General features: G+C 70.9%; 23 protein-coding genes. 17 read left to right on the top strand and 6 right to left on the bottom strand.

All coding sequences use genetic code 11. The features are described 5' to 3' along the window. The first annotated feature begins 79 nt into the window (after positions 1-79). A complete protein-coding gene (locus P3T34_RS04175) occupies positions 80-2,506 on the top strand; it encodes a tetratricopeptide repeat protein (RefSeq protein ID WP_280664603.1) in 2,427 nt (808 codons plus the stop codon). A gap of 21 nt (positions 2,507-2,527) precedes the next feature. Here the strand turns inward: P3T34_RS04175 and P3T34_RS04170 are convergent, their stop codons facing one another. Next, complete coding sequence (locus P3T34_RS04170; protein WP_280664602.1) at positions 2,528-2,896, bottom strand: hypothetical protein; 369 nt, start codon at positions 2,894-2,896, stop codon at positions 2,528-2,530. 276 nt (positions 2,897-3,172) lie between these two features. On the opposite strand from P3T34_RS04170, the gene P3T34_RS04165 reads away from it, so the two are divergent. The 4 genes from P3T34_RS04165 to P3T34_RS04150 all read left to right on the top strand — a co-directional run bounded on the left by P3T34_RS04165 (position 3,173) and on the right by P3T34_RS04150 (position 10,095). After that, positions 3,173-4,129 (top strand): LysR family transcriptional regulator, encoded by a 957-nt coding sequence (locus P3T34_RS04165; protein WP_280664601.1) that lies wholly within the window; start codon positions 3,173-3,175, stop codon positions 4,127-4,129. Positions 4,130-4,272: 143 nt separating this feature from the next. Then, entirely contained in the window at positions 4,273-6,819 is a 2,547-nt protein-coding gene (locus P3T34_RS04160) for a collagenase (protein WP_280664600.1), read from the top strand. A gap of 454 nt (positions 6,820-7,273) precedes the next feature. Beyond that, the gene (locus P3T34_RS04155; RefSeq protein ID WP_280664599.1) at positions 7,274-8,911 is read left to right on the top strand and encodes a CHAP domain-containing protein; all 1,638 of its coding nucleotides are present in this window, start codon (positions 7,274-7,276) and stop codon (positions 8,909-8,911) included. A 113-nt stretch (positions 8,912-9,024) separates the two neighbouring features. Continuing rightward, positions 9,025-10,095 carry a transglycosylase family protein gene (locus P3T34_RS04150; protein WP_280664598.1) on the top strand — a complete coding sequence of 357 codons (1,071 nt, stop codon included), beginning with the start codon at positions 9,025-9,027 and terminating at the stop codon, positions 10,093-10,095. Between the two features lie 106 nt (positions 10,096-10,201). Here P3T34_RS04150 and P3T34_RS04145 read toward each other — a convergent pair whose 3' ends face one another. From P3T34_RS04145 to P3T34_RS04125, 5 genes are all read right to left on the bottom strand, one after another. Further along, positions 10,202-11,434: a GTP-binding protein gene (locus tag P3T34_RS04145; protein ID WP_280664597.1), complete on the bottom strand. Its 1,233-nt coding sequence runs from the start codon at positions 11,432-11,434 to the stop codon at positions 10,202-10,204. Positions 11,435-11,455: 21 nt separating this feature from the next. Continuing rightward, entirely contained in the window at positions 11,456-11,713 is a 258-nt protein-coding gene (locus P3T34_RS04140) for a type B 50S ribosomal protein L31 (protein WP_280664596.1), read from the bottom strand. Between the two features lie 36 nt (positions 11,714-11,749). Beyond that, the gene (rpmG, locus tag P3T34_RS04135) at positions 11,750-11,914 is read right to left on the bottom strand and encodes a 50S ribosomal protein L33 (RefSeq protein ID WP_030461239.1); all 165 of its coding nucleotides are present in this window, start codon (positions 11,912-11,914) and stop codon (positions 11,750-11,752) included. A 181-nt stretch (positions 11,915-12,095) separates the two neighbouring features. Continuing rightward, entirely contained in the window at positions 12,096-14,405 is a 2,310-nt protein-coding gene (locus P3T34_RS04130) for a collagenase (protein WP_280664595.1), read from the bottom strand. 190 nt (positions 14,406-14,595) lie between these two features. Further along, positions 14,596-15,537, bottom strand: a complete 942-nt coding sequence (locus P3T34_RS04125; protein WP_280664594.1) for a LysR family transcriptional regulator — start codon at positions 15,535-15,537, stop codon at positions 14,596-14,598. A 188-nt stretch (positions 15,538-15,725) separates the two neighbouring features. Here P3T34_RS04125 and fabG point away from each other — a divergent pair, with 188 nt between their 5' ends. From fabG to P3T34_RS04065, 12 genes are all read left to right on the top strand, one after another. Further along, entirely contained in the window at positions 15,726-16,487 is a 762-nt protein-coding gene (fabG, locus tag P3T34_RS04120; RefSeq protein WP_280664593.1) for a 3-oxoacyl-[acyl-carrier-protein] reductase, read from the top strand. Next, entirely contained in the window at positions 16,484-16,927 is a 444-nt protein-coding gene (locus tag P3T34_RS04115) for a hypothetical protein (RefSeq protein WP_280664592.1), read from the top strand. Before fabG ends, P3T34_RS04115 begins: the two co-directional genes overlap by 4 nt. Then, positions 16,927-17,400 carry a beta-hydroxyacyl-ACP dehydratase gene (locus P3T34_RS04110; RefSeq protein ID WP_280664591.1) on the top strand — a complete coding sequence of 158 codons (474 nt, stop codon included), beginning with the start codon at positions 16,927-16,929 and terminating at the stop codon, positions 17,398-17,400. The genes P3T34_RS04115 and P3T34_RS04110 overlap by 1 nt, the downstream gene beginning before the upstream one ends. A 104-nt stretch (positions 17,401-17,504) precedes the next feature. After that, positions 17,505-17,765, top strand: a complete 261-nt coding sequence (locus tag P3T34_RS04105) for an acyl carrier protein (protein WP_280664590.1) — start codon at positions 17,505-17,507, stop codon at positions 17,763-17,765. Between the two features lies 1 nt (position 17,766). After that, entirely contained in the window at positions 17,767-18,972 is a 1,206-nt protein-coding gene (locus tag P3T34_RS04100) for a beta-ketoacyl-[acyl-carrier-protein] synthase family protein (protein ID WP_280664589.1), read from the top strand. Positions 18,973-18,983: 11 nt separating this feature from the next. Beyond that, positions 18,984-20,150: a beta-ketoacyl synthase N-terminal-like domain-containing protein gene (locus P3T34_RS04095; RefSeq protein ID WP_280664588.1), complete on the top strand. Its 1,167-nt coding sequence runs from the start codon at positions 18,984-18,986 to the stop codon at positions 20,148-20,150. Then, positions 20,134-21,261, top strand: a complete 1,128-nt coding sequence (locus tag P3T34_RS04090) for a beta-ketoacyl synthase N-terminal-like domain-containing protein (RefSeq protein ID WP_280664587.1) — start codon at positions 20,134-20,136, stop codon at positions 21,259-21,261. The genes P3T34_RS04095 and P3T34_RS04090 overlap by 17 nt, the downstream gene beginning before the upstream one ends. Further along, on the top strand, positions 21,258-22,229 hold the full coding sequence (locus P3T34_RS04085) for a beta-ketoacyl synthase N-terminal-like domain-containing protein (RefSeq protein WP_280664586.1): 972 nt from the start codon (positions 21,258-21,260) through the stop codon (positions 22,227-22,229). The genes P3T34_RS04090 and P3T34_RS04085 overlap by 4 nt, the downstream gene beginning before the upstream one ends. After that, positions 22,226-24,013 carry an alpha/beta fold hydrolase gene (locus P3T34_RS04080; RefSeq protein ID WP_280664585.1) on the top strand — a complete coding sequence of 596 codons (1,788 nt, stop codon included), beginning with the start codon at positions 22,226-22,228 and terminating at the stop codon, positions 24,011-24,013. Before P3T34_RS04085 ends, P3T34_RS04080 begins: the two co-directional genes overlap by 4 nt. Beyond that, positions 24,013-24,654, top strand: coding sequence for a DsbA family protein (locus P3T34_RS04075; protein ID WP_280664584.1), 642 nt, complete (start codon positions 24,013-24,015; stop codon positions 24,652-24,654). Before P3T34_RS04080 ends, P3T34_RS04075 begins: the two co-directional genes overlap by 1 nt. Further along, a complete protein-coding gene (locus tag P3T34_RS04070; protein ID WP_280664583.1) occupies positions 24,651-24,782 on the top strand; it encodes a hypothetical protein in 132 nt (43 codons plus the stop codon). Before P3T34_RS04075 ends, P3T34_RS04070 begins: the two co-directional genes overlap by 4 nt. Continuing rightward, complete coding sequence (locus P3T34_RS04065) at positions 24,782-25,771, top strand: ATP-binding cassette domain-containing protein (protein WP_280664582.1); 990 nt, start codon at positions 24,782-24,784, stop codon at positions 25,769-25,771. The genes P3T34_RS04070 and P3T34_RS04065 overlap by 1 nt, the downstream gene beginning before the upstream one ends. Positions 25,772-25,786 lie beyond the last annotated feature (15 nt).

Below are 25,786 nucleotides of genomic sequence, written 5' to 3'. Positions count from 1 at the left end.
GTGGTACGGGTTCCGAGCATCGGGCCGTTCCCGCCGTCGTCGTTCCCGCGGGGTGATCACCCTTCGGAGGCGATCGATCATGCTGGGGGATTTTGCAACGCTCCTGCGGCAGTACCGGTTATCGGCCGGGTGGACGCAGGAGGGGCTCGCGGAGCGCTCGGGTGTCTCGGCGCATGCGATCAGCGTGCTGGAGTCCGGGCGGCGGCGGCCTCGGCTGTCGTCGGTGGCCCGGCTGGCCACGGCCCTGGGCCTAGACTTCGCCGACCGCGACCGGCTGCTTGCCGCGGCCCGCGGGGAGCAGCAGACGGGCCTGGAACCGCGGACAGGCCTGGCGCCGGACGAACACGTGGTGCCCCGTCTGCTGCCGTACGCCGTCCCGGACTTCACCGGACGGCGCGGCGAGGTGGAACGGCTGCTGGCGCTGGCCGGCGGACCGGGCGGCTCCCAGGCCCGTCCGCTGGTGATCTCGGCCATCGACGGCATGGCCGGTGTCGGCAAGACCGCCTTGGCCGTTCACACCGGGCACAGCCTCACCGGCCGTTATCCCGACGGTCAGCTCTTCGTGGACCTGCACGGCTTCACTCCGGGCCGGCGGCCGCTCGAACCGGCTGCGGCGCTGGAGAGTCTGCTCTGCGCGGTCGGTGTCAGCAAGGCCGCCCTGCCGTCGCGCACCGAGGAACGCGCCCAGCTGTGGCGCAGCCGGGCGGCGGGCAGGCGGTACCTGATCGTGCTGGACAACGCCGTCGACGCCGAGCAGGTCCGCCCGTTGATCCCCGGCAGCCCGCGCTGCCTCACGCTGGTGACGTCCCGTCGGCGGCTGCTTGCACTGGACGGGGCGGTCAGCGTGCCCCTGGACGTGCTCAGCCATGACGAAGCTGTGGAACTGTTCGCCCGGATCGTCGGCCCGGAGCGGGTCGTCGGCCATGCCTGCGCCGTGGACGAAATCGTCGCGCTGTGCGGGAGGCTGCCGCTGGCGCTGCGGATCGCCGGCGCCAGGCTGGCGCACCATCCGGTCTGGACGCCCGTCCAGTTGCTGGAGCGGATCCGGCGGCCCCAGAAGTTATTGACCGAGCTCTCCGACCGTGATCGGAGCGTCGCGGCGGCCTTCGTGGACTCCTACCGCGCCCTCACCCCCGCGCAGCGGCGCGCGTTCCGGCTGGCCGCGCTGCACCCCGGTGAGGACTTCGCGCCGCCCGCCCTCGCCGCTCTGGTCGACGCACCGCCGGCCGAGGCCGAGGAACTCCTGGAGTCGCTGCACGACCACCACCTGCTGATCGAGCACACGGCCTTCCGGTACACCTTCCACGACCTGCTGCGGACCTTCGCGGTCGGGTTGCTCGCACGTGAGGAACCCGAACCCGTCCGGCGCGCCGCGCTCATCCGGCTCTTCGACCACTACCGTCACACCGCCGCCTCGGCGATGGACCAGCTGGCCCCGCTGGAACGCCACCACCGGCCGCAGCCTCCCGCACCCGGCGGCACACCGCTGGTGTTCGCCGACCAGGTGGACGCGGCGCAGTGGCTGGCCCGGGAGCAGGCCAACCTGCTGACCCTCGCCCACCACGCCACCGACGCCGGTCTGCCCCGGTACGCGGCGGACCTGCCGGCCATCCTCTGGCGCCACCTCAAACGCCACATGCCCGCCCAGGAGGCGCTGGTGCTGGGTGCCCGTGCCCTGCGGGCCATCCGGGAGCTCGGCGAGCCGGCCGGCGAGGCGGCCGCGCTGCGGCACCTCGGGCTGGTCCAGTACCAGCTCGGCGACTTCCCGCAGGTACTCGACCTGCTCCGTCAGGCCCTGGAGATCCAGCGCGGAATCGGCAACCGTGCCGGTGAGGCCCACGTGCTGGCCAACCTGGGCCTCGCCCAGACCCGGATGGGGCGCCTGGAGGAGGCGCTCGACCACCTGCAGCGGGCGCTGCGGCTCAGTCGGGACATCCCCGAGCCGGCCGTCGAGGCGATCGCCCTGACCAACCTGGGGCCCACGCTGACCAGGCTCGGACGGTTGCCGGAGGCCTTGGAGTACCACCGTGCGGCGCTGAGGTTCCACCGGCGCGGCGGCAACCGTCTCGGGCAGGCCATTGTGCTCAACCAGTTCGGCGAGTACCAGCAGAGGCTGCACCACCATCCGGAGGCACTCGACCTGTACCAGGAGGCGCTGGACCTGCACCGGGACCTCGGTGACACCTTCGGTCAGGCCGAGTCGCACACCCTGCTCGGCGACGCCCTGCTGGCCATGGACGCTCCGGCGAGCGCCCTCCAGCACTACCGGGCCGCGATCGACCACCTCCCGCACACCGGCGAGCGGTACAACCTCGGGCGCATCCACGTCGGGCTGGCGCGCACCCACCACCGTCTGGGAGACCTCGACGCCGCTCGGGAGCACGCCGAACAGGCCGTCGAGATCCACACCTCGCTGAACATCGCCGAGGCGGACGACGCCCGGGCCCTGCTCGACTCGCTCAGGGAGGGACCCGGACCTCGTCCTGGAGCGTTCGGTGTCAGTTGATCGTGCTCAGACTGACCGGCCTCAGTTCTGCGGGCCGCACTGCTCTGGGCTGGTCGGCCCCCACAGACACGCCTTCAGGAGCATGCCCGGGCCGTCGTATTTCCACGGCGACTCGGAGCCGCTGGTGGTCGGGCCGTATTCCCAGCCGCCGGTGTTCACATTCCTGATGCCGAACTCACAGCCACTGGGGTCGGCGATCGGATCGATCGCCATGTAGTCGTGGCCGCCCTGGAGTTCGATCTTCTCCAGCGCGACGCAGCCGCCGCTGCGGACAGTCCAGGTGCCCTCGGCGGCCTGGGCCGAGGTCGCGCTACCCACCCCGATAACGCCCATCGCCACCACGGCGATCGCGGCAGCCGTGGCACGCTTCTTGGTCTTGCTGAACCGCATGGAACCCTCCAGTACGTCGATTCCCCCCCCGGAGCCGGTGCCCGGGCACACCCCGAAGCTCAGCGCGCGGTGGAACGGAACACAACCGGTCGAGCACAGTCCGGACGACCCCGGACGACCCCGGACGACCCCGGACAGCGCTGGACGACGTCGGACGGCGCCGGACAGCGCCAGGGCGTCCCGCCGCCGAAGTCATCCAGAGCCTCGATTCGCCCGTTGGCGGCAACTAGTATCAACTTGACTGTCCAGGTGCTGCGATGACGCACGGGGGTGTGGATGGAGCTGGAGCTTCGACATCTCCGTGCTCTGTGCGCGCTTGCGGACGCGGGCAGTATGGGCCGGGCCGCGGCCGCGTTGGGGTGCTCGCAGCAGGCGATGAGTACGCAGCTGCGGCGGATCGAACTCCACTTCGGTGAGCCGTTGTTCGAGCGCAACACGGTGGGCGTGCGGCCGACCCGGTACGGGGTGGAGGTGGTCGCCCGGGCCCGCGATGTGCTGGCGCGCGCCGAGGCCGTCGGACGGCCGCCGGCCGGGGAGGCGGCGCCGCGACCGGTGTTGCGGCTGGCGGCCACCAACTCCCCGATCCTGTCCGGCATGGTCGGGCGCGTGCGGGCCGAGCTGCCGGAGCTGGTGCTGGCGGTGAGCAGCGTCTACGCGTCCTCCCAGATCGTCGAACTCCTGGAGGAGGGTGGGCTCGACGCGGCGATCGGTGTGGACTACCCCGGGCTGGAACTGCGGCACTCCGGTGCCGTCGGGCATCGCGGGATCGTCACCGAGCCCACGTTCGTGGCCCTGCCCGCGGGCCACCGGCTGCGGCACCGCGAGGCGGTCGCGCTCGGCGACCTGGCCGAGGACTCGTGGTTCGTCACACCCGACGACGGCGCCGGCTGGCCGGGCGTCTTCTACGCGGCCTGCGGGGCGGTCGGGTTCACCCCGGTGGTGGTGCACGAGTTCCTCGGCGACCGGCTCCAGTTGCTGGACATGATCGCCGAGGGCCTCGGTGTCTCGCTGGTGCAGGCGACGACCCGGCCGATTCCCGGCACCGTCATCAGGCCCCTGATCGGCACGCCCCTGCGGTGCCGCTACCTGCTGGCCTGGAACAGGAGGAGCGTCGCCGACGAGGTCGTCGTGACGCTCTTCGACGCGGCCTGCGCTTCGTATCGGGGCCTGATGGCACGGGCGCCGCACTTCCAGGCCTGGGCGGCACGGCACCACCCCGGGCTGCTTCCGTAAAGGCACTGCCACGGATGTTGTGGCGGGGACATGGCAATCGCTGTGTCCATCCGCATTGTTCGGGCGGATCCGTGGTGAGACGGTGCGTCACATGCCTCGTTCCCCGATCGGCGAGGCGGACCTCCCCCCTCGAAGGAGCAGTGATGCGCCATCGATTCGTCCTGCCCAGGTTCCTGGCCGCAGGCACAGTGACACTCGCCATGCTCGTCGGCCTGTCGACCGCACCGGCCTTCGCCGCGACCGGTGCGCCGACCGCCGTCCGTCTCGCCGCCCGTCCCGCCGTCCGTCCCGTCACCGCCTCGAACCGCCCGGCCGAGCCCGCGCCCACGGGTGCCGTCGTCGGCGGTAGCGACGCGGCCGCGGTCCAGTACGGCCGACTCACAGCCGCCCAACTCCCGCCGCACCGCCCCATGCTGACGCAGCACCAGGCAGGCGCCACGAGCGCGGCGAGCGCGTCGAGGCCCGCCGGCGCGCAGGCCTGCACCCCCGCCGCGTTCGGCGGCCTGAGCGGCTCGGCGCTGGCCGCCTACGTCGAGAACTCGACCACCGACTGCGTCAACTCGCTGTTCACCATCACCGGCAGCAACGCGCAGGAGGTGTTCAAGGAGTCCCAGATGATCCCCGTCGCCCAGGCGTACCAGAGCCTGGCGTCCAGCTACGCCGGCAGCGACTCGGCCGGCATCTGGCAGCTCATCCTCTACCTGCGGGCCGGATACTACGTCCAGTACTACGACTCGACGGATGTCGGCTCCTACGACGCGACGCTGTCGGCGGACGTCCAGAACGCCCTGAACGCCTTCTTCGCCAACTCGCAGAGCACCGACGTCTCCTCGGCCAACGGCGGCATCCTGGGTGACGCCGTGATCCTGACCGACAGCGCCAATCTGCAGGGCGACTACCTGGGCACCTACCAGCGGATACTCAGCGCGTACACCAGTGCGTGGGACGCCGACTACAGCATGGACGCCGTCGTCTACGACGTCTACACCCCGCTGTGGCGCGGACAGTACAACCCCGCCTTTGTCGCCGCGCTGACCGCGAATCCGGCCGTCATCGACGCGCTCGACACCTTCGCGCTCACCCACACCAGCATGCTCGGCGGCACCAACACGTTCATGGTCGCCGACGCCGGCAACGACCTTGCCGCGTATGTCCAGTTCACCGCGCTCCAGGCCAAGGTACGGCCGCTGATGCTGGGCCTGCTGCAGGCCTCGTCCATCTCCGGATCGACCGCCGCCCTGTGGATGTCCGTCGCGCAGCAGGCCAATGGCTTCGATGCGGCCGACTGCTCGTACTACGGCGTCTGCAACCTGGTGGCGCAGGCCACCGCGGCGGCGCTGCCGACCACGCACGCGTGCAGCTCGGAGATCAACATCCTGGCGCAGGCGCTCAGTTCGGCGCAGCTCAGCGCGGCCTGCGGCGAACTCGCCGGCCAGGACGCCTACTTCCAGAACATCGTCAAGGACAGCGGCCCGATCCCGGGCCAGTACAACGACACCGACAACATCGTCGTCTTCGCGAGCTCGCTCGACTACGAGATCTACGCCCCGGTGATCTACGGCGTCACCACCGACAACGGTGGCATCACGCTGTACAACACCCCGTCCACGCCGGGGAACCAGGACTACTCCATCCTGTACCAGGACCCCAGCCCCGACGGCTACACGGACAACATCTGGAACCTCAACTACGAGTACACGCACTTTCTGGACGCCCGCTACGACACCATGGGCACCTGGGCGCAGATGGAGGTGGATCCCAACATCTGGTGGATCGAGGGCATCTCCGGCTACCTGACCTACAGCTACCGCGGCATCACCGACACCGACGCGGTGACCGACGCCGGTGAGCACACCTACCCGCTGAGCACCCTGTGGCAGACCACGTACGCCAACAGCAACGACGACCGGGTCTTCCCCTGGAGCTACCTCGCGGTGCGCTACATGCTCGAACAGCACCCCGCCGACGTGCAGGCGATCCTGGGCGACTACCGGGTCGGCAACTACACCGCCGGCTACGACTACTACACCAACACCATCGGCACCCGGTACGACGCCGACTTCAACACCTGGCTCAACGGCATCGCCGGTGGCACCTCGGGAACGCCGACGGCCGCCTTCAGCGCGGCGGTCGCCGGACTGACGGCGACCTTCACCGACCACTCCACCGAGTCCGGCAGCGGCAGCATCACCGGCTGGTCCTGGAACTTCGGCGACGGAGCGACGGCCACGACGCAGAACCCCTCGCACACCTACGCGGCGGCCGGAACCTACAACGCCACGCTGACCGTGACCGACAGCAACGGCAAGACCTCCAGCGCCGCCGCCCAGTCGGTGACCGTCAGCGGCTCGGGCGGAGTCACCCCCTGCACGGCCGCGAACCCCCAGCAGATGGACCGGAACTGCTCCCGCGCGAACCAGTCGGCGACCGCGGGGAACCTCGACTACCTGTGGATCTATCTGCCCGCCGGGACGACCACCCTGAACGTCAGCACGACCGGCGGCAGCGGGACCGCCTACCTGTACTACGACCCCAGCACCTGGGCCACCAGCACCACGTACACGGCCGAGTCGACCAACTCCGGTACCACCCAGAGCCTCACCGTCACCAACAAGGCCGCGGGCTACCGCTACCTCAGCCTCTACGCCGCCACCGCCTTCAGCGGAGTCACCGTGACCACGCAGTACTGAGCTCCCCGCTGAGCCCTGCTCCCGACCCGCGGCGGCGGGTGGCACCCGACCGGGTGCCACCCGCCGCCGTGCTGTCGTATCCGGTCGACCGCCGAACGGTCTATCAGGAGTGCAGCTCGGGGCCGTCTGTGGACCAAAGCGTCCAAGGTCGCTTCCGTCCAGCCGGAACCCCTTCCGCCCCGTCTGACCTGCGAGGAAAGTAGTACTCGCCAGCAGGGAGAACCGCCCGGCGGGCCACCGGGACCAAGCCCCACCGTGGGGACGCGGAACCGGAGAACACCCACCGTGCCCCACTGCCTTGCCGCTCCTCGCTCCTCGCTTCTTGCTCCTCCCCGCCACAGATGGCTGTTCCTGCAGGCCAGCCATCCAGCCGTCCATGCCCTCGGGCCGGCGGCAGGCCACACCTGATGCAAGACCACCCGACTCACCATCACTGACCAGGAGTTGCACCATCATGTCGCTGACCATTGCCAAGATCAAGAAGTCCGGTATCGCCACCCTGGTCGCCGCCGCCGCCGTCTCCGGACTGACGATCCTGCCGGCGCACGCCGACGCCGGCTCGATCGCCAACACGGCCCTGTCCCAGGTCGGCAACGGCCCCTGCGGCCAGGGCGGTTACCAGGACGGCCTCAACCAGAGCAACCCGTGCAGCTCCTCGGGCACCGAAGCCCACGCCTGGTGCGCCGACTTCGTGGGCTGGGTCTGGGCGCAGAACGGGGTGCAGCACCTCTCGGACCTGACCGACGGGGCGGCCAGCGTCTACGACTACGGCCAGCACTACGGCACGCTGCACAGCTCCCCCCAGGTCGGCGACGCGGTGGTCTACAACTACAACCCCTCCGCCGACTACGCGGACCACGTCGCTCTGGTGACCGCGGTCGGTGGCGGCAGCATCACCGTGGTCGGCGGCAACGAGGGCCATTCCCACGGCTACGTCAACGGCATCGTGCAGAGCGAGTCCACCGGCAGCTACGCCATCGGCGACGCTCCCTGGGGCCAGACCATCAGCGGCTACATCTCCCCGATCACCGCCGCCACCCTCAACGACACCCCGTCGACACTGGCCGCCGGCACCCTGGTCAAGTCCCCCGACAGCGCCACGGTCAAGGTGATCATCGGCGGCGCCGGCATCCCGCTGGCCGGCTCCGACGTCGCGGCCGACGGCTACAACCTCGGCAACATCACCTCGGTCACCGACGCGTCGTTCAACGCCCTGCCCGCCACCCCGCCGGCCGGCACCGTGATCAAGGACGAGTCCGGCAAGAACGCCAGCGTCTACGTGGTGGTCGGCAACTCCGCCCTGCCGATCTCCGGCGCCGAGTTCTCCGCCGACGGCTACAACACCAAGCCCCTGATGGGGGTGCCCACCTCCTGGCTGACCTCCGCCGCCGGCACCGCGCTCTCCTCGGGCACCGTCGTCTACAACCAGTCCGGCACCGACGCCAGCCGCTACGTCATGGTCAGCGGCAAGGCCGTGCCGATCTCCGGCGCCGAGTGGACCGCCGACGGCTACAACACCCGACCGCTGATGGGTGTCCCCGGCACCTGGCTGGCCGGCGCGGCCGCCGCCACCCTGCCGAGCGGCACCGTGGTTCAGGACCAGTCCGGCAAGAGCGCCAGCATCTACGTCATGGTCAGCGGCGCGGCCCTGCCGATCTCCGGCGCCGAGTGGACCGCTGACGGTTACAACACCCGGCCGCTGATGGGTGTCCCCGGCACCTGGCTGGCCGCAGCCGCCACCACCGCCCTGCCGAACGGCACCGTCGTCTACAACGAGAACGGCACCGACGCCGCCCGCTACGTGATGGTCGGCGGCGCGGCCGTGCACATCTCCGCCACCGAGTGGACCGCTAACGGTTACAACACCCGGGCGCTGATGGGCGTCCCCGGCACCTGGCTCGCCGCAGCCGCCACCGCGCTGCCCGCCGACGGCACGCTCGTGCAGGCCCCCGGCGACGTCACCGTCTACCTGGTCACGGCCGGCACCAAGAAGGCCCTGCTCGCCTCGCAGTTCGGCGCCGGCGGCTACAGCTTCTCCGCGGTCGTCCAGGTCCCGTCCGAGCTGATCGCCCAGCTGCCGACCGCCTCCTGATCCACCATCACCGCGGGGTGCGGGCGGACCCACCGCCTCCACCCGCACCCCGCGCCCCGCACCCCATCGACTTCGCGCGACCAGCCCCGCGCAGCCACCCGTGAGGAACCGCCATGTCCAAGAACCACCGCCTGCAGGGCCTGTCGGCCGCCCTCGTCGTCGCAGCCGCCCTCGCCGCGCCCCTGGCCACCGCCGGATCCGCCAGCGCCGCCTCGGTCGCCACCTGGGAGAAGGTCGCGCAGTGTGAGAGCAGCGGCAACTGGAGCATCGACACCGGCAACGGCTACTACGGCGGACTGCAGTTCAGCCTCGGCACCTGGGACGCCTACGGGGGCCAGAGCTACGCCGCCTACCCGAACCAGGCCACCGAGGACCAGCAGATCACCGTCGCCGAGAAGGTCCTCGCCTCCCAGGGGCAGAACGCCTGGCCCACCTGCGGACCCGCCGCGGGCCTGGGCGCCGACACCGCCGTGCCGTTCCCCAGCACTCCCTCCACGCTCGCAACCGGCACCCTGGTCAAGTCCCCCGACAGCAGCACGGTCAAGGTGATCATCGGCGGCTCGGGCGTCGCCGTCGCCGGCTCGGACGTGGCCACCGACCACTACAACCTCTCCGGCGTCGTGACGATCAGCGACGCCACGTTCAACGCGCTGCCCGCCTCCCCCGCCGCCGGCACCGTGGTGATGGACGCCTCCGGCAGCGACAACAGCCGCTACGTCGTGGTGGCCGGCGCCGCCCTGCACATCTCCGCCGCCGAGTGGACCGCTGACGGTTACAACACCCGGCCGCTGATGGGCCTGCCCACCTCCTGGCTCCAGGCGGCGGCCGCCGCTACCCTGCCCACCGGCACTGTCGTCTCCAACCAGTCCGGCACCGACCCGAGTTGTTACGTCATGGTGGACGGCGCCGCCCTGCCGATCTCCGGCGCCGAGTGGGCCGCCGACGGTTACAACACCCGGCCGCTGATGGGTGTCCCCGGCACCTGGCTGGCCGGCGCGGCCGCCACCGCCCTGCCGGACGGCACTGTCCTCTACGACCAGGCCGGCACCTCCGCCACCCGCTACGTGGTGAGCAACAACACCGCCGTGCCGATCACCGCCGCCCAGTGGACCGCCGACGGCTACAACGCCAAGCCCCTGATGGGCGTCCCGGCGTCCTGGCTCGCTGCCCACCCCGCCGGCTGACTCACCGGCACCACCCGCCAGGCCCCCGCCCATCGGGCAGGGGGCCGGCTGCGTTGCGGGTGGCGTCACTGCGGCGTCATGCGGCGTCATGCGGCGTCATGCGGCGTCACTGCGGCGGGAGGTCGGCGCCGAGGGTGTCGGCGAAAGGATCGTCGCACTGCTGCCAGCACTGTTCGCCCATCGAGAGTTCGGTGTCGGTGAGCAGGCAGCTGTTCAGCAGCTCGTGCAGGGCTGGGACGTCGAGGCCGATGCCGGTGAAGGTCAGTTCGCAGCGGCGCTCGCCGTAGTACGGGTCCCAGTACAGGGCGGCCAGCGCGCGGCGCTCCGCCGAGGCGCCCTGCCACTGCTTGCCGTCGTCCTGCTCCGGCAGCCAGCTGCCGGCGGGCTGGAGGAACAGGTGCTCGCCGGCGGACTCCCACCGGTAGATGGAGTGGGGCCGGTTGGCGAGCCAGAGGTGCCCGCGGCCGCGGATGACGCCCGCGCTGATCTCCGCGAGCGCGTCGTGCAGCCGCCTGGCGTGCATCGGGCGCCGGGAGGACCAGCGGGTGGAGCGCACCCCGTACTGCGGCCCGATCGGCTGTCGAGGGGCGGGCAGCGGCCCGTGCCGATCCCAGACGCGGTCGGCGTCGAAGCGGCGGCCGCCGATCACCGCCGAGATGTCGGGGATGGTGAGCGTGCCGGTGAGCGGATCGTGGCAGATGTGGGCCGTCGAGCTGCGCGGGGCGAGGTGGCGCAGCAGGGCGACGGCGCGCGCGGAGGCGGCGGGATCCGGGTCGCTCAGGCTGGCGGTCACCACGGCGTCGGCGCTCTCCAGGTGGTGGGCGGCGGTCTCGGCCAGCGTGCGCTCGTCCTCCGGGCCCAGGGCCAGCCCGTGGGCCCGGAGCCGGTCGCCACTGTCGAGGTCGTCCTGCAGCCGCGAAAGGTCGACGGCGACGGCGACGGTGTCGATGCGTACGTGGTCGGCGAGGGCCTGCCCCCGGGCGTGGCCGTGCGCCAGGCCCAGGGCGACCAGGTCGGCCTGCATGCCCGGCGGGAGCGTGAGCAGCAGGTGCCGGACGCGGCCGCCGCGGGCCAGGCGCAGCAGGACGGGGAGGAGCGCCGAGGGCGGCAGGCGTGGCGAGCAGGGGCGCGATGGCCTCAGCGAGCCGCCGTCCACCGGCCCGGAGCGGTCGTACACCCGCCAGAAGACCGTCCCCCCGCAGGGGGTGGCTCGCACGGCGAGCACCGCGAGACCGGGGATCTCGATGCGTGCCAGGTCGGCGACGCAGTCGCGGACACCGGTGGCGAGGCCGCCGAGCACGCTGACGGGCAGCAGGCCCGGCTTGCCTTGCGAGGCCATCTCACTCCTCCCGAGGTGACGTCAACGCCCGGTGCCGGTGAGCCCGTAGCGGCGCTGGAAGCGCTCGACGCGGCCGGCGGTGTCCACCACGCGGGCGTTGCCGGTGTAGAAGGGGTGGCTGGCGGAGGAGATCTCGACGTCGATCACGGGGTAGGTGCGGCCGTCCTCCCACTCGATGGTGCGGGTGCTGGTGGCGGTGGAGCGGGTGAGGAAGGTGAGGCCGCCGACGTTGTCGCGGAAGACGACGGGGCGGTACTCGGGATGGATGCCGGGCTTCATGGTGACTCTCCTGAGGGGTCTCGGATGGGGGTGGGGTCAGCGCTCTTCGCGGAAGTCCACGTGCTGGCGGACGACCGGGTCGTACTTGCGCAGGACGAGGCGGTCGGGGTCGTTGCGGCGGTTCTTGCGCGTGACGTAGGTGTAGCCGGTGCCTGCGGTCGACCGGAGCTTGATGATCGGGCGCAGTTCGTTGCGGGCCATGGGGGTCCTCTCTGGCGCGTCGGGGTGACGTGAGCCTCACTATAGCGTAATGGTTTTCGTTTTCATCTACCTCTGGCAGCCTTAACGCCTCGCGCTGGCGGCGCTATTCCCTGTGCGGCGCACGACGAAGGCCGCCTCCGTCGAGGGACGGAGGCGGCCGACTGGATCAGTGCGGGGACGGTCAGTACTGCGCGGAGACGGTGACCCCGCTGAACGCGGTGTTGGCGTACAGGCTGATGTAGCGGTAGCCCGCGGTGGTGTTGGTGACGGTGATGCTCTGGTCGTTGCCCGAACCGGTGGACGCCGCCGTCTGGTTGTCGGCGGTGGCCCAGGTGTCGGGGCTGTAGTAGAGGTAGGCGTTACCGGTGCCGCCGGTGGTGGTGACGTTCAGTGTCGTGGTGCCGGCCGGGAGGTAGATGTAGAGGTCGTCCGTGTTGCCGGCCGCGGCCGACTGGTCGAGCAGGGAGCAGTTCTGCCCCAGCTCCCGCGGGTCGCTGCTGGTGCACTGCGGCAGGGTGGGCGGCGGGGTCGGGGTCGAGCAGGCGCCGGCGGCGCAGGCGGTCAGCCAGCTGTTGAAGTCGGCGTCGTAGCGGGTGCCGATGCCGTCGTTGTAGACCGCGTAGCCGCCTGCGTAGTCACCGGCGCGGAACTTGGCGAGCATGTTGTAGACGTCCTGCGGGTGCTGCTCGAACATGTACCGCACCGCGAGGTAGCCCCAGGGGTAGGTGCGCGTGACGTCGCTGTTGTCGTAGGTGCTCTGCCACAGCGTGCTCAGCGCGTAGGTGTGCTTGGCGGCCTCGGCGACCGCCTCGGTGTCGGTCACGCCGCGGTAGGTGTAGGAGACGTACTCGGCCAGGCCCTCGATCCACCACACGTCGGGGACGGTGACCTCGGAGGCGAAGTCGCCCTTGGTGTCGTAGCGCCCGTCGAGGTCGTGGGTGTACTCGTGGTTGAGGTTCCAGATGCCGGCGGGGAAGCCGTCGTCGGCGCTCTTCACGTACATGATGGACATCGGCTGGTTGTTGGGGTCGGTCGGGTCCCCGGTCAGCGTCATGCCGCCGTTGTTGGTGTCGATGTTGTAGAGGACGCCGGCGTAGGTCTCGTAGTCGGTGGGGCTGGCGAAGACGACCAGCTTGACCGTCGACTCGTACTCGCCCGGGATCGGGGTGCCGTTGTCCTTGACCAGGTTGTTGAAGAACGCGTCCTGGTGGATGACGCTGGTGCAGGCGGCGTCCAGGTCGGCGGCGCTCAGCGACTGCGCCAGGATGGTGTGCGCCGCGTCGCAGACGTGGGTGATCGGCAGGGCCGCCGCGGTGAGTTGGGCGACCAGGTTGCAGGTGCCGTAGTCCGAGCAGTTCGCCTGGTCATAGGTGTCGGCCAGGCCGGCGACCCCGACCCAGAGCGGCGCGGTCGGGCCTGTCATCGACGAGACCTTCAGCAGGCCCTGCATCAGCGGCTTCACGGTGGCCTGGAGTGCGGGGTGCTGGATGAAGCGGCTGGTCTCGATCCCGGCGTTGGAGTCCAGGAAGGAGTTGGCGGTGCCCAGCAGGTCGAGGTGGTTGTTCGCGAAGCTGTCGAGCGTGGTGATGATGCTCGGGTCGGCCGTCACCGCGGTCACGAAGTCCGGGTTCTGGTGCCCGCGGAAGAGCGGGGTGTAGACGTTGTTGACGGCGGCGACCATGCTGTCGACGGCGTCGTAGGAGCTGTTGTAGCCGTTCAGCAGCTGCTGGTAGACGCCCAGGTAGCGGGCCTGCTCGTTGGCGCTGTCGGTGAGGGTGACGACATCGCCCAGCACGTCGCCGTTGGACGAGGTGACGTCGCGGGAGTGCGCGTTGGCGAAGAAGGCGTCCAGCCCGCCCTCGGTGGCGGTGGCCAGGGTCGCGTCGTAATTGCCCACCGTGGAGGCGTTGTTGTACTGCACGTAATAGCCGGCTCGCAGGAAGAGAACCAGCTGCCACACACCGGTCGAGTCGTCGCCGGGGTAGCTGGTGGCCGCGCTGCTGAGCGCGTTGGCTATCGCGACCATCTGCGGCTCGGCGAAGGTGTTGGCCGCGTCGGTGCCGGTGACGGTGAAGAGGGTGTTGACGCAGTCGGTGGTCGAACCCTCCACGAACGACACCAGCGCGGATCCGGACCTGCTGCCGAAGTCGGCCGGGGTACAGGACACCGCGGCGGCCGACCGGGTGGCGCTCTTGAGCCGCACACCGGCATGCGAGGCGGGCACCGGCGTCGCGGGCAGCTGCGGGCGGAGCTGGGCTGCGGTCAGTTTGCCGTGCTGCTCGGCGGCCTGGTCGGACCGGGTGGCGGTCCTGCCGAGCGGCGAGAGCGCCCGGGCGGATGTCGCGGCCGCGGGCGCGGTGGCTGCGGGCGACGTCTTCGCGGTGCTGCGCGGCTGGGGGGCCGCCATCGCGGGTGTCGTCAGGCCGGCCAGCGCGACGGCGGCTGCCACGCCGCTCGCCATGAGTCCGGGCAGGGTGGAGCGGTAGCGCATCTCTGCTCCTTCATGGATGGACGCCTCGTGTGGGGGACTGGCTGAGGCGCGAGAGGGACGCTTCCACCCCGCGCGGTCGCATTCAATACGGTGTGACATAGCACCTTGCACGACACCCCATAACATGCCGCAGGTTGACGGCCCGTTATGTTCGCTATGCCCCTGGACGGTGGACGGCCCTACGGCGGGTCTACGCCCCCGACGCCCACGCCTGGAAGTGCGACGACTGGGCGATGAGGTCGTGGTAGGCCGCGGTGGCGCAGCTGAAGAGCGTGTCCGCGACCTCGCCGGCGAAGCCGTCGCAGCGCCAGGCCAGCACATAGCGGGTCCACAGCGGTGTGCCGGTGAGCGGCTTGACCAGGACGTCGGGCATCGGTCGCAGTGTCGCCTGGACGACGGACACCCCGAGGCCGTCGGCGATCATGTTCTGCAGCTGGACCCGGTCACCCAGGAACTCGTGGACGGTCGCCGGAGTGAACCCGGCCGCCGCGCAGGCCTGGTGGAACACGCCAGGCCAGCCGGCGCCGTCGTCCGGGGTCAGGAACCAGGCGTCGTCGGCCAGGTCGGCCAGCGTGACCTCAAGACGGTGGCGCAGGCGGTGGCGTGCGGGCAGGGCGACGAAGCACGGCTCGGTGACGATCGCGCGATGCGTCACGGCGGCCGAGTGCCGCAGCGGCAGGCCGGGGTAGTCCACCGCGATGGCCGCGTCGATCTCGCCCTGCTGCAGGAGTTCGACGATCTCCGCGGACGAGTAGACACTGCTCACCGTGACTGCGAGATCCGGGATCCGGTTCCTCATCCGGGCCACCATGCCGGACAGCACCGGGGAGTTGGTCGCCGCGATCCGCAGGGTCTGCCGCGTCCCGGCCGCGCTCCCGCGCGGGCGGTGCCCGATCGCGTCCGCCCGCGACAGCACGTCGCGGGCCTGCGTCAGCACCTCGACGCCGTACTCCGTCAGCACCACGCCAAAGACCCTGCGCTCGAACAGCGGCTCTCCGAAATAGCCTTCGATCCGCCGGAGTTGAGTGCTCATGGCCGGTTGTGAGTACCCCAGCACCGAGGCGGCCCGCCCCACGCTCCCCGCATCGGCAATCGCACACAGCACCCGTAGGTGTCGCAGTTCCAGCTCCATTCGTGCATTCCTCCCCACCGCACTCTCCTCTCATCCGCTCCGCATGAACAGCTCCAGCGTCAAGGCGGATCTTCAGCATCCTGCCGCCGGGTGCAGCTTCCGGAACGAAACGGCTGCCCCCCGGCCCGGCCTCCTAGATTCGGTCACATCACGCCGGACACCAACACCAACACCGGGGCGTCATGGATATGAACGAGGCTCACCACGCCGCAGCTGGCCGGCGCTCCGCGATCGTCACCGGCGCGTCACGTGGCATCGGCCAGGCGGTGGCCGTGCAGCTGGCCGCCGACGGTTACGACATCGCATTCTGCTACCGCGAACGCGGCGAGGCCGCGCGGGAGACCGAACGCCTGGTGCACGAGCAGGGCGCGGCGTGCTACCACGCGCCGTGCGATGTGGCCGACGGTTCGGCGGTCGAGGCTTTCGTCAAGGCGGCCGAGGCCGAACTCGGGCCGACCCACGCGCTGGTCAACTCCGCCGGCATCGTGCGCGACAGTCCGCTGGTCCTGATGCCGCCGGAGGCCTGGACCGAGGTCATCGACACCAACCTGACCGGGACCTTCAACTTCTGCCGACTGGTCGTGTTCGGCATGATGAAGCGCCGGGAAGGCGTCGTCGTCAACATCTCGTCCGTGGCCGGTGTCCACGGCAACGCCGCGCAGACCAACTACGCCGCCTCGAAGGCCGGTGTGCACGGCCTGAGCAAGTCGTTGGCCAAGGAGGTCGCCAGGAGCGGCATCCGGGTCAATGTCGTCGCGCCCGGCTTCATCGAGACCGACATGACCGCGGGGCTCTCCGACAAGGTCCGGGCCGAGGCGCTGAAGGTCGTCCCGATGCGGAAGTTCGGGACGTCGCAGCAGGTCGCCGACCTGGTCTCGTTCCTGGTCTCCGAACGCGGCGGCTACATCACCGGCCAGGTGATCCAGGTCGACGGCGGGATCGTCCTGTGAGCGTCGCGACGACAGCCGGGCCGAAGGACCGCGCGCTGCCGCTGATCGCGGTCGACGCCTACGAGATCCGCTCCGCCGAGGTGATCACCTCCACCAAGGCCATCCGCGCCGACGACCCCTACCTCGAGGGCCACTACCCCGACTTCACCATCTACCCCGGGGTGTTCGTCATCGAATCGGTGACGCAGACCGTCCGGATCCTCGTCGAGCAGACCCTCCAGAGCGCGCTCGACCTGGAGCTGGCGGCCATCACCTCGGTGCGCTTCAGCAGCCCGATGCTCCCCGGCGACACCCTTCACGTCCGCTGCGAGTGCACCACGGACTTCGACTCCGGCTCCGGTGACGGCCTGCTGAGCGTCAAGGCCGAGTGCCGCACCGCGGCCGGTGAGAGGGCCGCGCAGCTGAAGCTGAAGTTCCGCCTGACGCAAGGGAGTCGATGATGCTGTACGACCACGCACGCATCCGCGGCATCCTTCCGCACCGGCACCCGATCCTGCTGGTCGACACCGTCGAGGAGATCGAGTACCACGCCCGCATCGTGACCACCAAGGCGGTCACCGGCTCCGAGCCCTGCTATGCCGGGATCGCGGAGACCACCGACAGCGGTCGCTATGCCTACCCTCGCTCCCTGATCATCGAGTCCTTCGGCCAGAGCGGGGCGGTGCTGTGGCTGGAGAGCATCCGACGCGACGGCCAGCAGCTCGACGGCAGTCTGATCTTCGCCGCCGCCCGTGACGTCACCTTCCACCGCCAGGCCCGGCCCGGTGACACCCTGCGCCACGTCGCCCACATCGACCAGGTCGTCGGGGACAACGCGTTCCTGCGCGGTCAGACGCTGATCGACGGCGAGGTCGCCGTCGACTACGGGTCCGTCATCGCCGTCGTGCGAAAGACCGACACGCTCGGCAGCTGACCCGTTCGGCACCTGACCGCCGGCGCCCCCAGTCTCCGGCCGCGATCGCGGCCGGCCGCTCCACCCCGCTCAGCACACACCACTGCGTTCCGATGGAGAGAATCATGACCACCAGCGCCGCCAGCGCACACCTCGACGAGCTCCGCGACCTCATTGCCGAGGTGCTGGAGATCGAGCCGGAGGAGATCACCGAGACCGGTTCGTTCGTCGACGACTACGAGGCCGACTCGCTGCGCGCCATCGAGATCCTCGCCCGCATCGAGAAGAAGTACAAGGTCGAGATCCCGCAGGAGGAGCTCGCCAAGATGGAGAACCTGCTGGCGGTCTACGAGACCGTCAAGACCCGCGTCGGCTGGAGCGACTGACATGGTCCGCGTCGTCGTCACCGGCGTCGGGCCTCTGGCCGGCGTCGGAATCGGAGCCGAGAAGTTCGCCGCCGCGCTGAAGGCCGGCCGGCACGCGCTCGCCCCGATCGAGAGCTTCGACCCGGTGGGCTTCCCACACAAGATGGCCGGGGAGTTGCGCGGGTTCGAACCTGAGCACTGGGTGCGGAACATCTCGCCGGAGCAGTGGGGTCCGGCCAGCGTGTTCGCGGCGGCTGCGGCGCGGCTTGCCGTCGACGACGCGGGCATCGACTCCCAGGTGCTGCGTTCCTCGCGCGCGGGCTCCGTGATCGGCACGACCAGCGGCGAGTCGCAGGTCGTCGAGCGCGCCATGAAGCTGTGGATCGACGAAGGCCCGCAGCAGCTGCCCGCCGCGAGGATCGCGCTGACCCCCTCCTACCGCATGGCGGTGGCCGTCAACCGCGAGCTGGGGCTGACCGGAGAGGCCGTCACCCTGGCCACCGCCTGCTCGGCCAGCAACTACGCGATCGGCTACGCCTATGACCTGATCCGCAACGGTGAGGCGGACTACATGCTCGCCGGCGGCGCGGACGCGATGTGCCGCTTCGCCGTCGCGGGCTTCTACCGCCTGGGCGCGCTCACCAAGGAAGCCTGCTCGCCGTTCGACGCCAACCGCTCCGGCATCCTGATCGGCGAGGGCGGCGCGGCGATGTTCCTGGAGTCCTACGACAGTGCCAAGGCCCGCGGCGCGCGCATCTACGCCGAGGTCCTCGGCTACGGCCTGAGCTGCGACGCCTCCCACATGGTCTCGCCGGACTCCGGCTCCATCGCCAACTGCATGCGCCGCGCGCACCGCAACGCCGGGATCAAGCCCGCGGAGATCGACTACATCTCCGCGCACGGCACCGGGACCCCCTCCAACGACACGATGGAGGGCCGCGCGATCCGCGAGGTCTTCGGCGACACCCCGCCGCCGATCAGCTCGATCAAGTCGATGCTCGGCCACACGATGGGCGCGGCCAGCTGCTTCGGGGCGATCGCCTCGGTGCTGGGCATCGCGCAGGGCTTCATCCCGCCCACCATCAACCACACCGAGCTGGAACCCGAACTCGCCGGCTTCGACGTCGTGCCGAACCAGGCGCGCGCCGCCGACCTGCGCATCGTCCAGAACAACGGCTTCGCGTTCGGCGGCAACAACGCCATCACCATCTTCGGGAGAGCCCAATGAGGGAGGTCGCAGTGACCGCCACGAGCACCACCACCGCCTCGGGAGGCGACACCCTGACGAAGTCGGTCCCGCTCGCGGTCACCGGCTGGGGCGTGCTGTCGCCGCTGGGCGTCGGCGCCGAGGAGTTCGCCCCGGCCTGGCGTGAGCGCCGCAGCGGTCTGCGCGATGTCAGCGGGATGTACGAGGGCCCGATGCCGGTCCAGCAGGCCTGCGCGCTGACCGACTTCAGCGTCCGCGACCACCTCGGCCGCAAGGGGACGAGCTTCTTCGACCGCACCACCTCGCTGACCGTGGTGACCTGCGGGCTGGCCCTGAAGGACACCAGCCTGGCGATCGACGACGCCAACCGCGGCGAGGTCGGCATCGTGCTGGGCTCGACCACCGGCGGCGTGCAGTCGCTGTGCGACTTCATCACCGAGACCATCGTCAACGACCCGCCGTACCTGGTGAATCCGATCCTGTTCCCCTACGCGGTGATGAACGGCGCGGCCAGCTCGGCGGCGATCTGGCACCAGCTCAAGGGTGTCAACGCGACGGTCTCGGACGGCCAGGCCTCCTTCCTCGCTGTTCTCAAGTACGCGCGCAATCAGCTCCGCAACGGCTACGTGGAGGCGGTCGTCGCCGGCGCGGTCGAGGAGTTCAGCCCCCACCGGGCCTGGGCGGCCGAGCACCTGCGCGGTGGCCAGGGCGACCGGGTGCCGCTCGGCGAGGGCGCGGCCGCGTTCGTGCTGGAGCCGGCGCACGCGGTGCGTGCCTCCGGACGCACGCCCGACGCGGAGATCCTCGCCGTGGAGACCGGGCTGTACGGCCAGGACATCGATCCGGGCGACGGTCTCGCGGGGTGCATCAGCAGGGCGCTCGGCAGCTGCGGGATCGATCCGGCCGAGGTGCGGATGGTCGCGCCGTCGATCGCCGGCTCGGAGAACCGGGACGCGGTCGAGCGGCGGGGCATCGAGTTCGCGCTCGCGGGCGCCTCGTTCACGGTGCTGCCGGTCAAGGACCTGCTCGGCGAGACGTACAGCGCCTCGGGCGCGTTGCAGCTCGCCGCGGTGCTGGCCGAGCACCGCTGTGACGCCGAGCTGGACGGCGCGGTGTCGATCATCACCTCGGTCACCTCCGAGGGACTGGTCGGCGCCGCGGTGGTCAGGGGGTGGAGCCGCCGTGCCGATCGCGATTAGCGGCTTCGACGTCCTCAGCTGCCTCGGCGACGCCGAGGACACGTTCCAGGCGCTGCTGCGCGGCGACACCGGGGTCAGCCCGCTGCGTCGCGACACCCAGCGGCTGGGAGTCGACCACGCCTACGAGATCGCCGACGATGCCGAGGGCCGCCGCGCGAGTCGGTGGCTGGCCCGGGTCGTCGCCGGCGCGGTGAGTGCCGCCGGACTCGACACCGTTGGCAAGCGGGTGGCGGTCGTCGTCGGTACGGGCCTGCGCGAGCTGCCGGACGCCGAATGGTGGTGGGTCGAGGGTGACGCCCTGACGCTGCCCGAGCTGCACTTCGGCGCGGTGGTGCGCGGCGTGCTGCCCGAGGTCGGCGAGGTCCTGACCATCTCCAACGCCTGCGCCGCGTCCGGCTACGCCTTGGCCGTCGGCGCGGACCTGCTCACCGCCGGGGAGGCCGACGCCGTGGTCGTGGCGGGCTGCGACTCGATCACCGACAGCCTGCTGGCGGTCATCGGTCGCGGCAGCGCGGTCCGCAGCACTGCCGTCCGCCCCTTCGACAGTGACCGGGAGGGCGTGCTGCTCGGCGAGGGCGCGGCGGCGGTAGTCATCGAGCCCGAAGAGGCGGTGCTCGCCGAAGGCCGCGAGGTGCTGGCCCGGCTGCACGGCGTGGGCCTGTCCTGCGACGCCTACCACGAGACCGCGCCGGACCCGGCCGGGATCGCCGCCTGTATGCGCGACGCGCACCGCCGGGCCGGCGTCGTCCCCGCCGAGGTCGACCTGGTCGTCGCGCACGGCACCAGTACCGCCCTCAACGACCCGGCCGAGGCAGCAGCGCTGACCGATGTCTTCGGTGACGCCCTGGGCCACGCTCTGGTGACCGGCATCAAGGGCGCCGTCGGTCACACGTCCGGAGCGGCCGCGCTGATGTCGGTCGTGGTCGCGATCCAGGCGATGCGCGACGGCGTGGTCCCGGCGATCGGCGGCCTGACGCAGCCGATCCCGGAGGCCGAACAGCTCGGCCTGGTCGCCGGAGCGCCGAGAGCGGCGCGACCGCTGGTGGCGCAGATCGACTCGTTCGGATTCGGCGGCGTGAACGCCGTCGCGCTGGTGGGAGTCGCGAGATGAGCGAGCGAAGCGTTTCTGTGCAGTCCTATGCCGTCCACGTCCCCGGCGCCAACGTCTGGGAGACCGGTGGCGCGGCGGTCCCGGGCGAGCCGATGTGCTCGGCCGAGGAGGCCCAGCAAGTCCTCGGTCGCAAGGGCCTGTTGATGAAGGAGCCGGCGACGCGGCTCGCGCTCTGCGCCGTGCACCGCGCGCTCGGGCTGCCCTTGGGCAAGGTCGGCGGGCCGCTGCCACTGGCCGACCGCACCGCCGTCGTCGTCAGCTCCAACCTGGGCAATCTGCGCACGGTGTGCGGCATCGCCGCGGCGGTGGGCCGGGAGGACTACCGGGTGGTCAGCCCGATGGAGACGCCGAACGTGTCGAGCAACGTCATCGCCAGCACGATCGCCGTGCGCTACGGCTTCACCGGCCCGAACGTCATGGTCTGCAACGGCGCCACCTCCGGGCTGGACGCGGTCCGCCTCGGCGCCCGTCTGATCCGCGCCGGGCGCGCCGAGCAGGCGATCGTCGTCGGCGTGGAGCCGGCGGACGAGGTCTCCCAGAGCTTGGTCAAGAGCCGCGACCCGCACACCTACGGCCGCCGCGGCACTCCGACCCTGCGCGCGGCAGCGGCCTGCGTCATCCTCGGCAAGCCCGGCACCCTCGGCAAGCCCGTCCCCTTCGGCAAGCCCGGCACCGGAACGCGCTCGGTGATGCTGGGCGACAGCGGCACGCTGCCGCCGGCCGCGCAGGTGCCGACCGATCACCCGGGCCTGACCTTCGCGCCCTATGGCATCGCCGACGAGTCGGACTCCGTCGTCGACCTCACCGCCCGCCTCGGCGAGACCTACGGCGCGCTCGGCGTCCTGCAGGTCGCGGCCGCCGCGGCGACGATCGGCGCCGGCGGCGTCGACGCCGCCCACGTGGCCTGCGGTGACGCGATCGAGGGCTACACCTGGCTCGACCTCGCCGCCGGGGACGTGCGCGGATGACGGTCGGCGAGGTCGGGTGGCACCAGCTGCAGGTGGTGCACACCCACGGCGAGCACATCGGCCTGCACGCAGCCGGCGACCCGGCCGGCGAGCCGGTCCTGCTGCTGCACGGCCTTGAGGACCACTGGTCGATCTGGGGGCGGCTGGTTCCGTTCCTCGCTCCGGGCCTGCGCTACATCGCGGTCGACCTGCCCTGGCGCAGCGGCGGCGACTACCGCTGGCGCGGTCGTGCGCCGCAGGAGTGGATCGCCGATGTGATCCGAGCTCTGCCGCGGCGTCCGGCGGCGATCGTCGCCCACTCGTTCAGCGCCAACGCCCTGCTGCTCGGCCTGACCGGGGCCGGAGACGGGGACGGGGACGGCCGATCCGAGCTGGCGGCAGACGCCATGGTGCTGATCTCGCCCTTCTACCGGCCCCCGCACGTCCCCATCTCCTGGAACACCTTCGAGCACTCGCGCACGGACTTCCGCGCCACGATGACCGCGGGTCTGCGGATCCGCCTCGGCGAGCGCGCCGAGCGCCTGGAGCCGGACATCTTCGACCGGATGGCCAAGGCGATGCTCGACGGCATCGGTGTCCTGGGCTTCCTGGCCGTCTTCGAGCAGTTCGCCGCCACCTGTGACCTCGACCTCTCCGCCTACCGCGGTCGGACGCTCGTCGTCGCCGGATCCCGCGACCCGGGCATCGCCGGGGAGCGCATCGACTGGCTGCACCGCGCGCTCCCGCGGGCGGTGCTGGACGTCCACCCCGACTACTCCCACTTCTGCCACCTCGACCAGCCGGCGTCGATCGGACTGCTCGTGGCTGACTTCCTGACGAAAGGAACAGAACCCGTGCCGATACTGGACGGCAGCAGCGCCTCCCACCCCGGGCGCCCGCGCTTCGAGGGTGCGAACATCAGCACCTTCATCGGCTTCAAGAACTTCACCGCACTGGCCGAGGACGTCGTCCTGCAGCACCTGCGGGAGCTCGGCTACGGCCCGCAGCACCTGTTCGAGCGCTACGGCCTGGGCACGACCATCGTGCACTCCTCGATGCGGCTGACCGCGACCATGCACTCCGACGACCAGGTCGTCGGAGTGGTGACGCCGGTCGCGGCCAAGCCGGGCCAGGGCGCCGCGTTCGACGTCAAGCTCGCCACCCGCCGCGGCGACGCCGAGGAGCTCGTCAAGCTGCTCAACGGCCGGGTGCGCGTCCAGCTGGTCGCCGAGAAGGACGGCAACCCGGTCGAGCCGGTCCCGGCCGAGCTGGCGCCGTTCGTGGTCGCCGAGGTGACCGGTGACGGCGCCGACGAGCCGCTCGTCGTCGGCGACGCGGCGCAGCTCCCGGCGATCCTGGCCGAGCGCAGCGGGAACTCCTTCCTGTGGACCTGGAAGATCCCCTACTTCGCCTGCCACTACTACACCCGCAACCAGCACCAGACCTACGTCAAGCTGCTGGAGGAGGCGGTCGACCGCTACCTCGAGCACGTCGGTCTGCCGATCACCGACCTGCTCGCGCAGCGCGACTGGATCCCGGTCGTGTCGCGCTCGCGCGTCGACCTGCACGCCGACGCCTTCATGGGCGAGGAACTGCTGATCACCTTCGCGGTGGACGACGTCATCAAGGACACCCTGTTCACCGCCCGGATGGAATGCCGCGTGCTGCGCGGCGACCGTCTCGTCCATGTCGCCTCGGCCACGATCATGCACGGCTACGTGCTGGCCCGCGGTGAGAACGCCTTCGCCGACCTGGTGGTGCTCGACGCGCCGACCCAGGCCGTGCTGCTGGGAGGTCAGGCCTGATGCGCAAGCCCCGTTTCTACTTCTCCTTCCACAGCCCGTTCAGCTGGATGGTGAGCCACCAGCTGGAGCGCCGACTCCCGGGCTGGCACGACGAGTTGGAGTGCCTGCCGTACTTCGAGCCGGACGGGCAGACCTGGGAGACGCTCAATGAGCGCGGCATCGAGATGCACTACGCCGCGATGTCCAAGGCCAAGCACCTCTACATCCTCCAGGACACCAAGCGCCTGAGCGCCAAGTTCGGGCTGTCCATGAAGTGGCCGGTGGACGTCGACCCGTGGTGGGTCCTGCCGCACCACGCCTACCTGGCGGCGCGCCGGATCGGCCAGGGCAAGGAGCTGTACTGGGCGCTGTCGCAGGCCCGTTGGGAGCGCGGCGAGAACATCTGCGAGGTCGACGTCGTGCAGCGGATCGCCGACTCGATCGGCCTGGACGGCGCGGAGATGGTCAAGGCGCCGCACGACGCGGACATCCGCGCCGAGGGCATCGAGGCGATCGACAAGGCCTATATGGACGACGTGTTCGGCGTGCCGTTCCTCAAGATCGGGCCGCACCGCTTCTGGGGCCTTGACCGGGTGGACGACTTCCTGTCCGCGTACGAGCGGGCGCAGGCGACGGCGGCGGCGAAGGAGGCGGCGAAATGAGCGAGACGCCCGTCGAGCAGACCCCGCTGGTCCCTGACCTGGAGGCCGACCCCATGGAAGGCATTCCGCAGGCGCTGCTGGACCTGGTCGGCTCGTACGACCGCGACACGGCCGGCGGTTGCGGCTGATGTCCGCGTCGGCGACCGCAGCCCTGCCGAAGCCCACGCCGGCGGGGGAGGCCCGGACCGCGTGGGCGATCGAGGCCGAGGGCCTCGGCAAGACCTTCGGCACCCGGTCCGTGCTGGAAGGCGTCGACCTGGCGGTCGCGCCGGGGACGGTGTTCGGGCTGCTCGGGCCCAACGGCGCGGGCAAGACCACGACCGTCCGGATGCTGACGACGCTGCTGGTCCCGGACCGGGGCCGGGCCGCGGTCGCCGGGTTCGACGTGGTGCGTGAGGCGACCGAGGTACGGCGGCGGATCGGACTGACCGGTCAGCTGTCGGCGGTCGACGAGCGGCTGACCGGCCGCGAGAACCTGGTCCTGGTCGGTCGGTTGCACCACCTCGGCCGGACCGGGGCCGCGAAGGTGGCGGACGAGCTGCTGGAGCGGTTCGGTCTCGCCGAGGCCGGGCGGCGGGCCAGCGGGACGTACTCGGGCGGCATGCGGCGCAGGCTCGACCTGGCGGCCAGCCTGATCGCCGATCCGCCGGTGCTGTTCCTGGACGAGCCGACGACCGGCCTGGACCTGAGCAGCCGGCTGATCCTCTGGCAGACCATCCGGGAGCAGGTCGCCTCCGGCACCACGGTGCTGCTGACGACGCAGTACCTGGAGGAGGCCGACCAACTCGCCGACCGGATCGCGGTCGTGGACGGCGGCAAGGTCATCGCCGAGGGCACGCCGGAGGAGCTGAAGCGCAAGGTCGGCGGAGAGCGTCTTGAACTGGCCTTCGCCACCGTGCAGGAGGCCGACCAGGCGCACGCCGCCCTCGGCCTTGAGCTGCCGCGGACCGCCGACCGGCTCGGCCTGCACCTGCCGATCGAAGCCGGCCTGCGCACGGTCGGCGAAGTCGCCACCCGGCTCGCCGACCTCGGGCTGCGCCCTGAGGACTTCGCCGTCCGCAAGCCCTCGCTCGATGACGTGTTCCTGGCCCTCACCGGCCGATCCACCACCCCTTAAGCGCGTTGTGAAGGA

Origin of the sequence: Kitasatospora sp. MAP12-44, from assembly GCF_029892095.1 — a bacterium.
GTDB lineage: Bacteria > Actinomycetota > Actinomycetes > Streptomycetales > Streptomycetaceae > Kitasatospora.
Note: the sequence above shows the minus strand (reverse complement) of the source record. Positions and strands in the feature narration are given on the sequence as shown.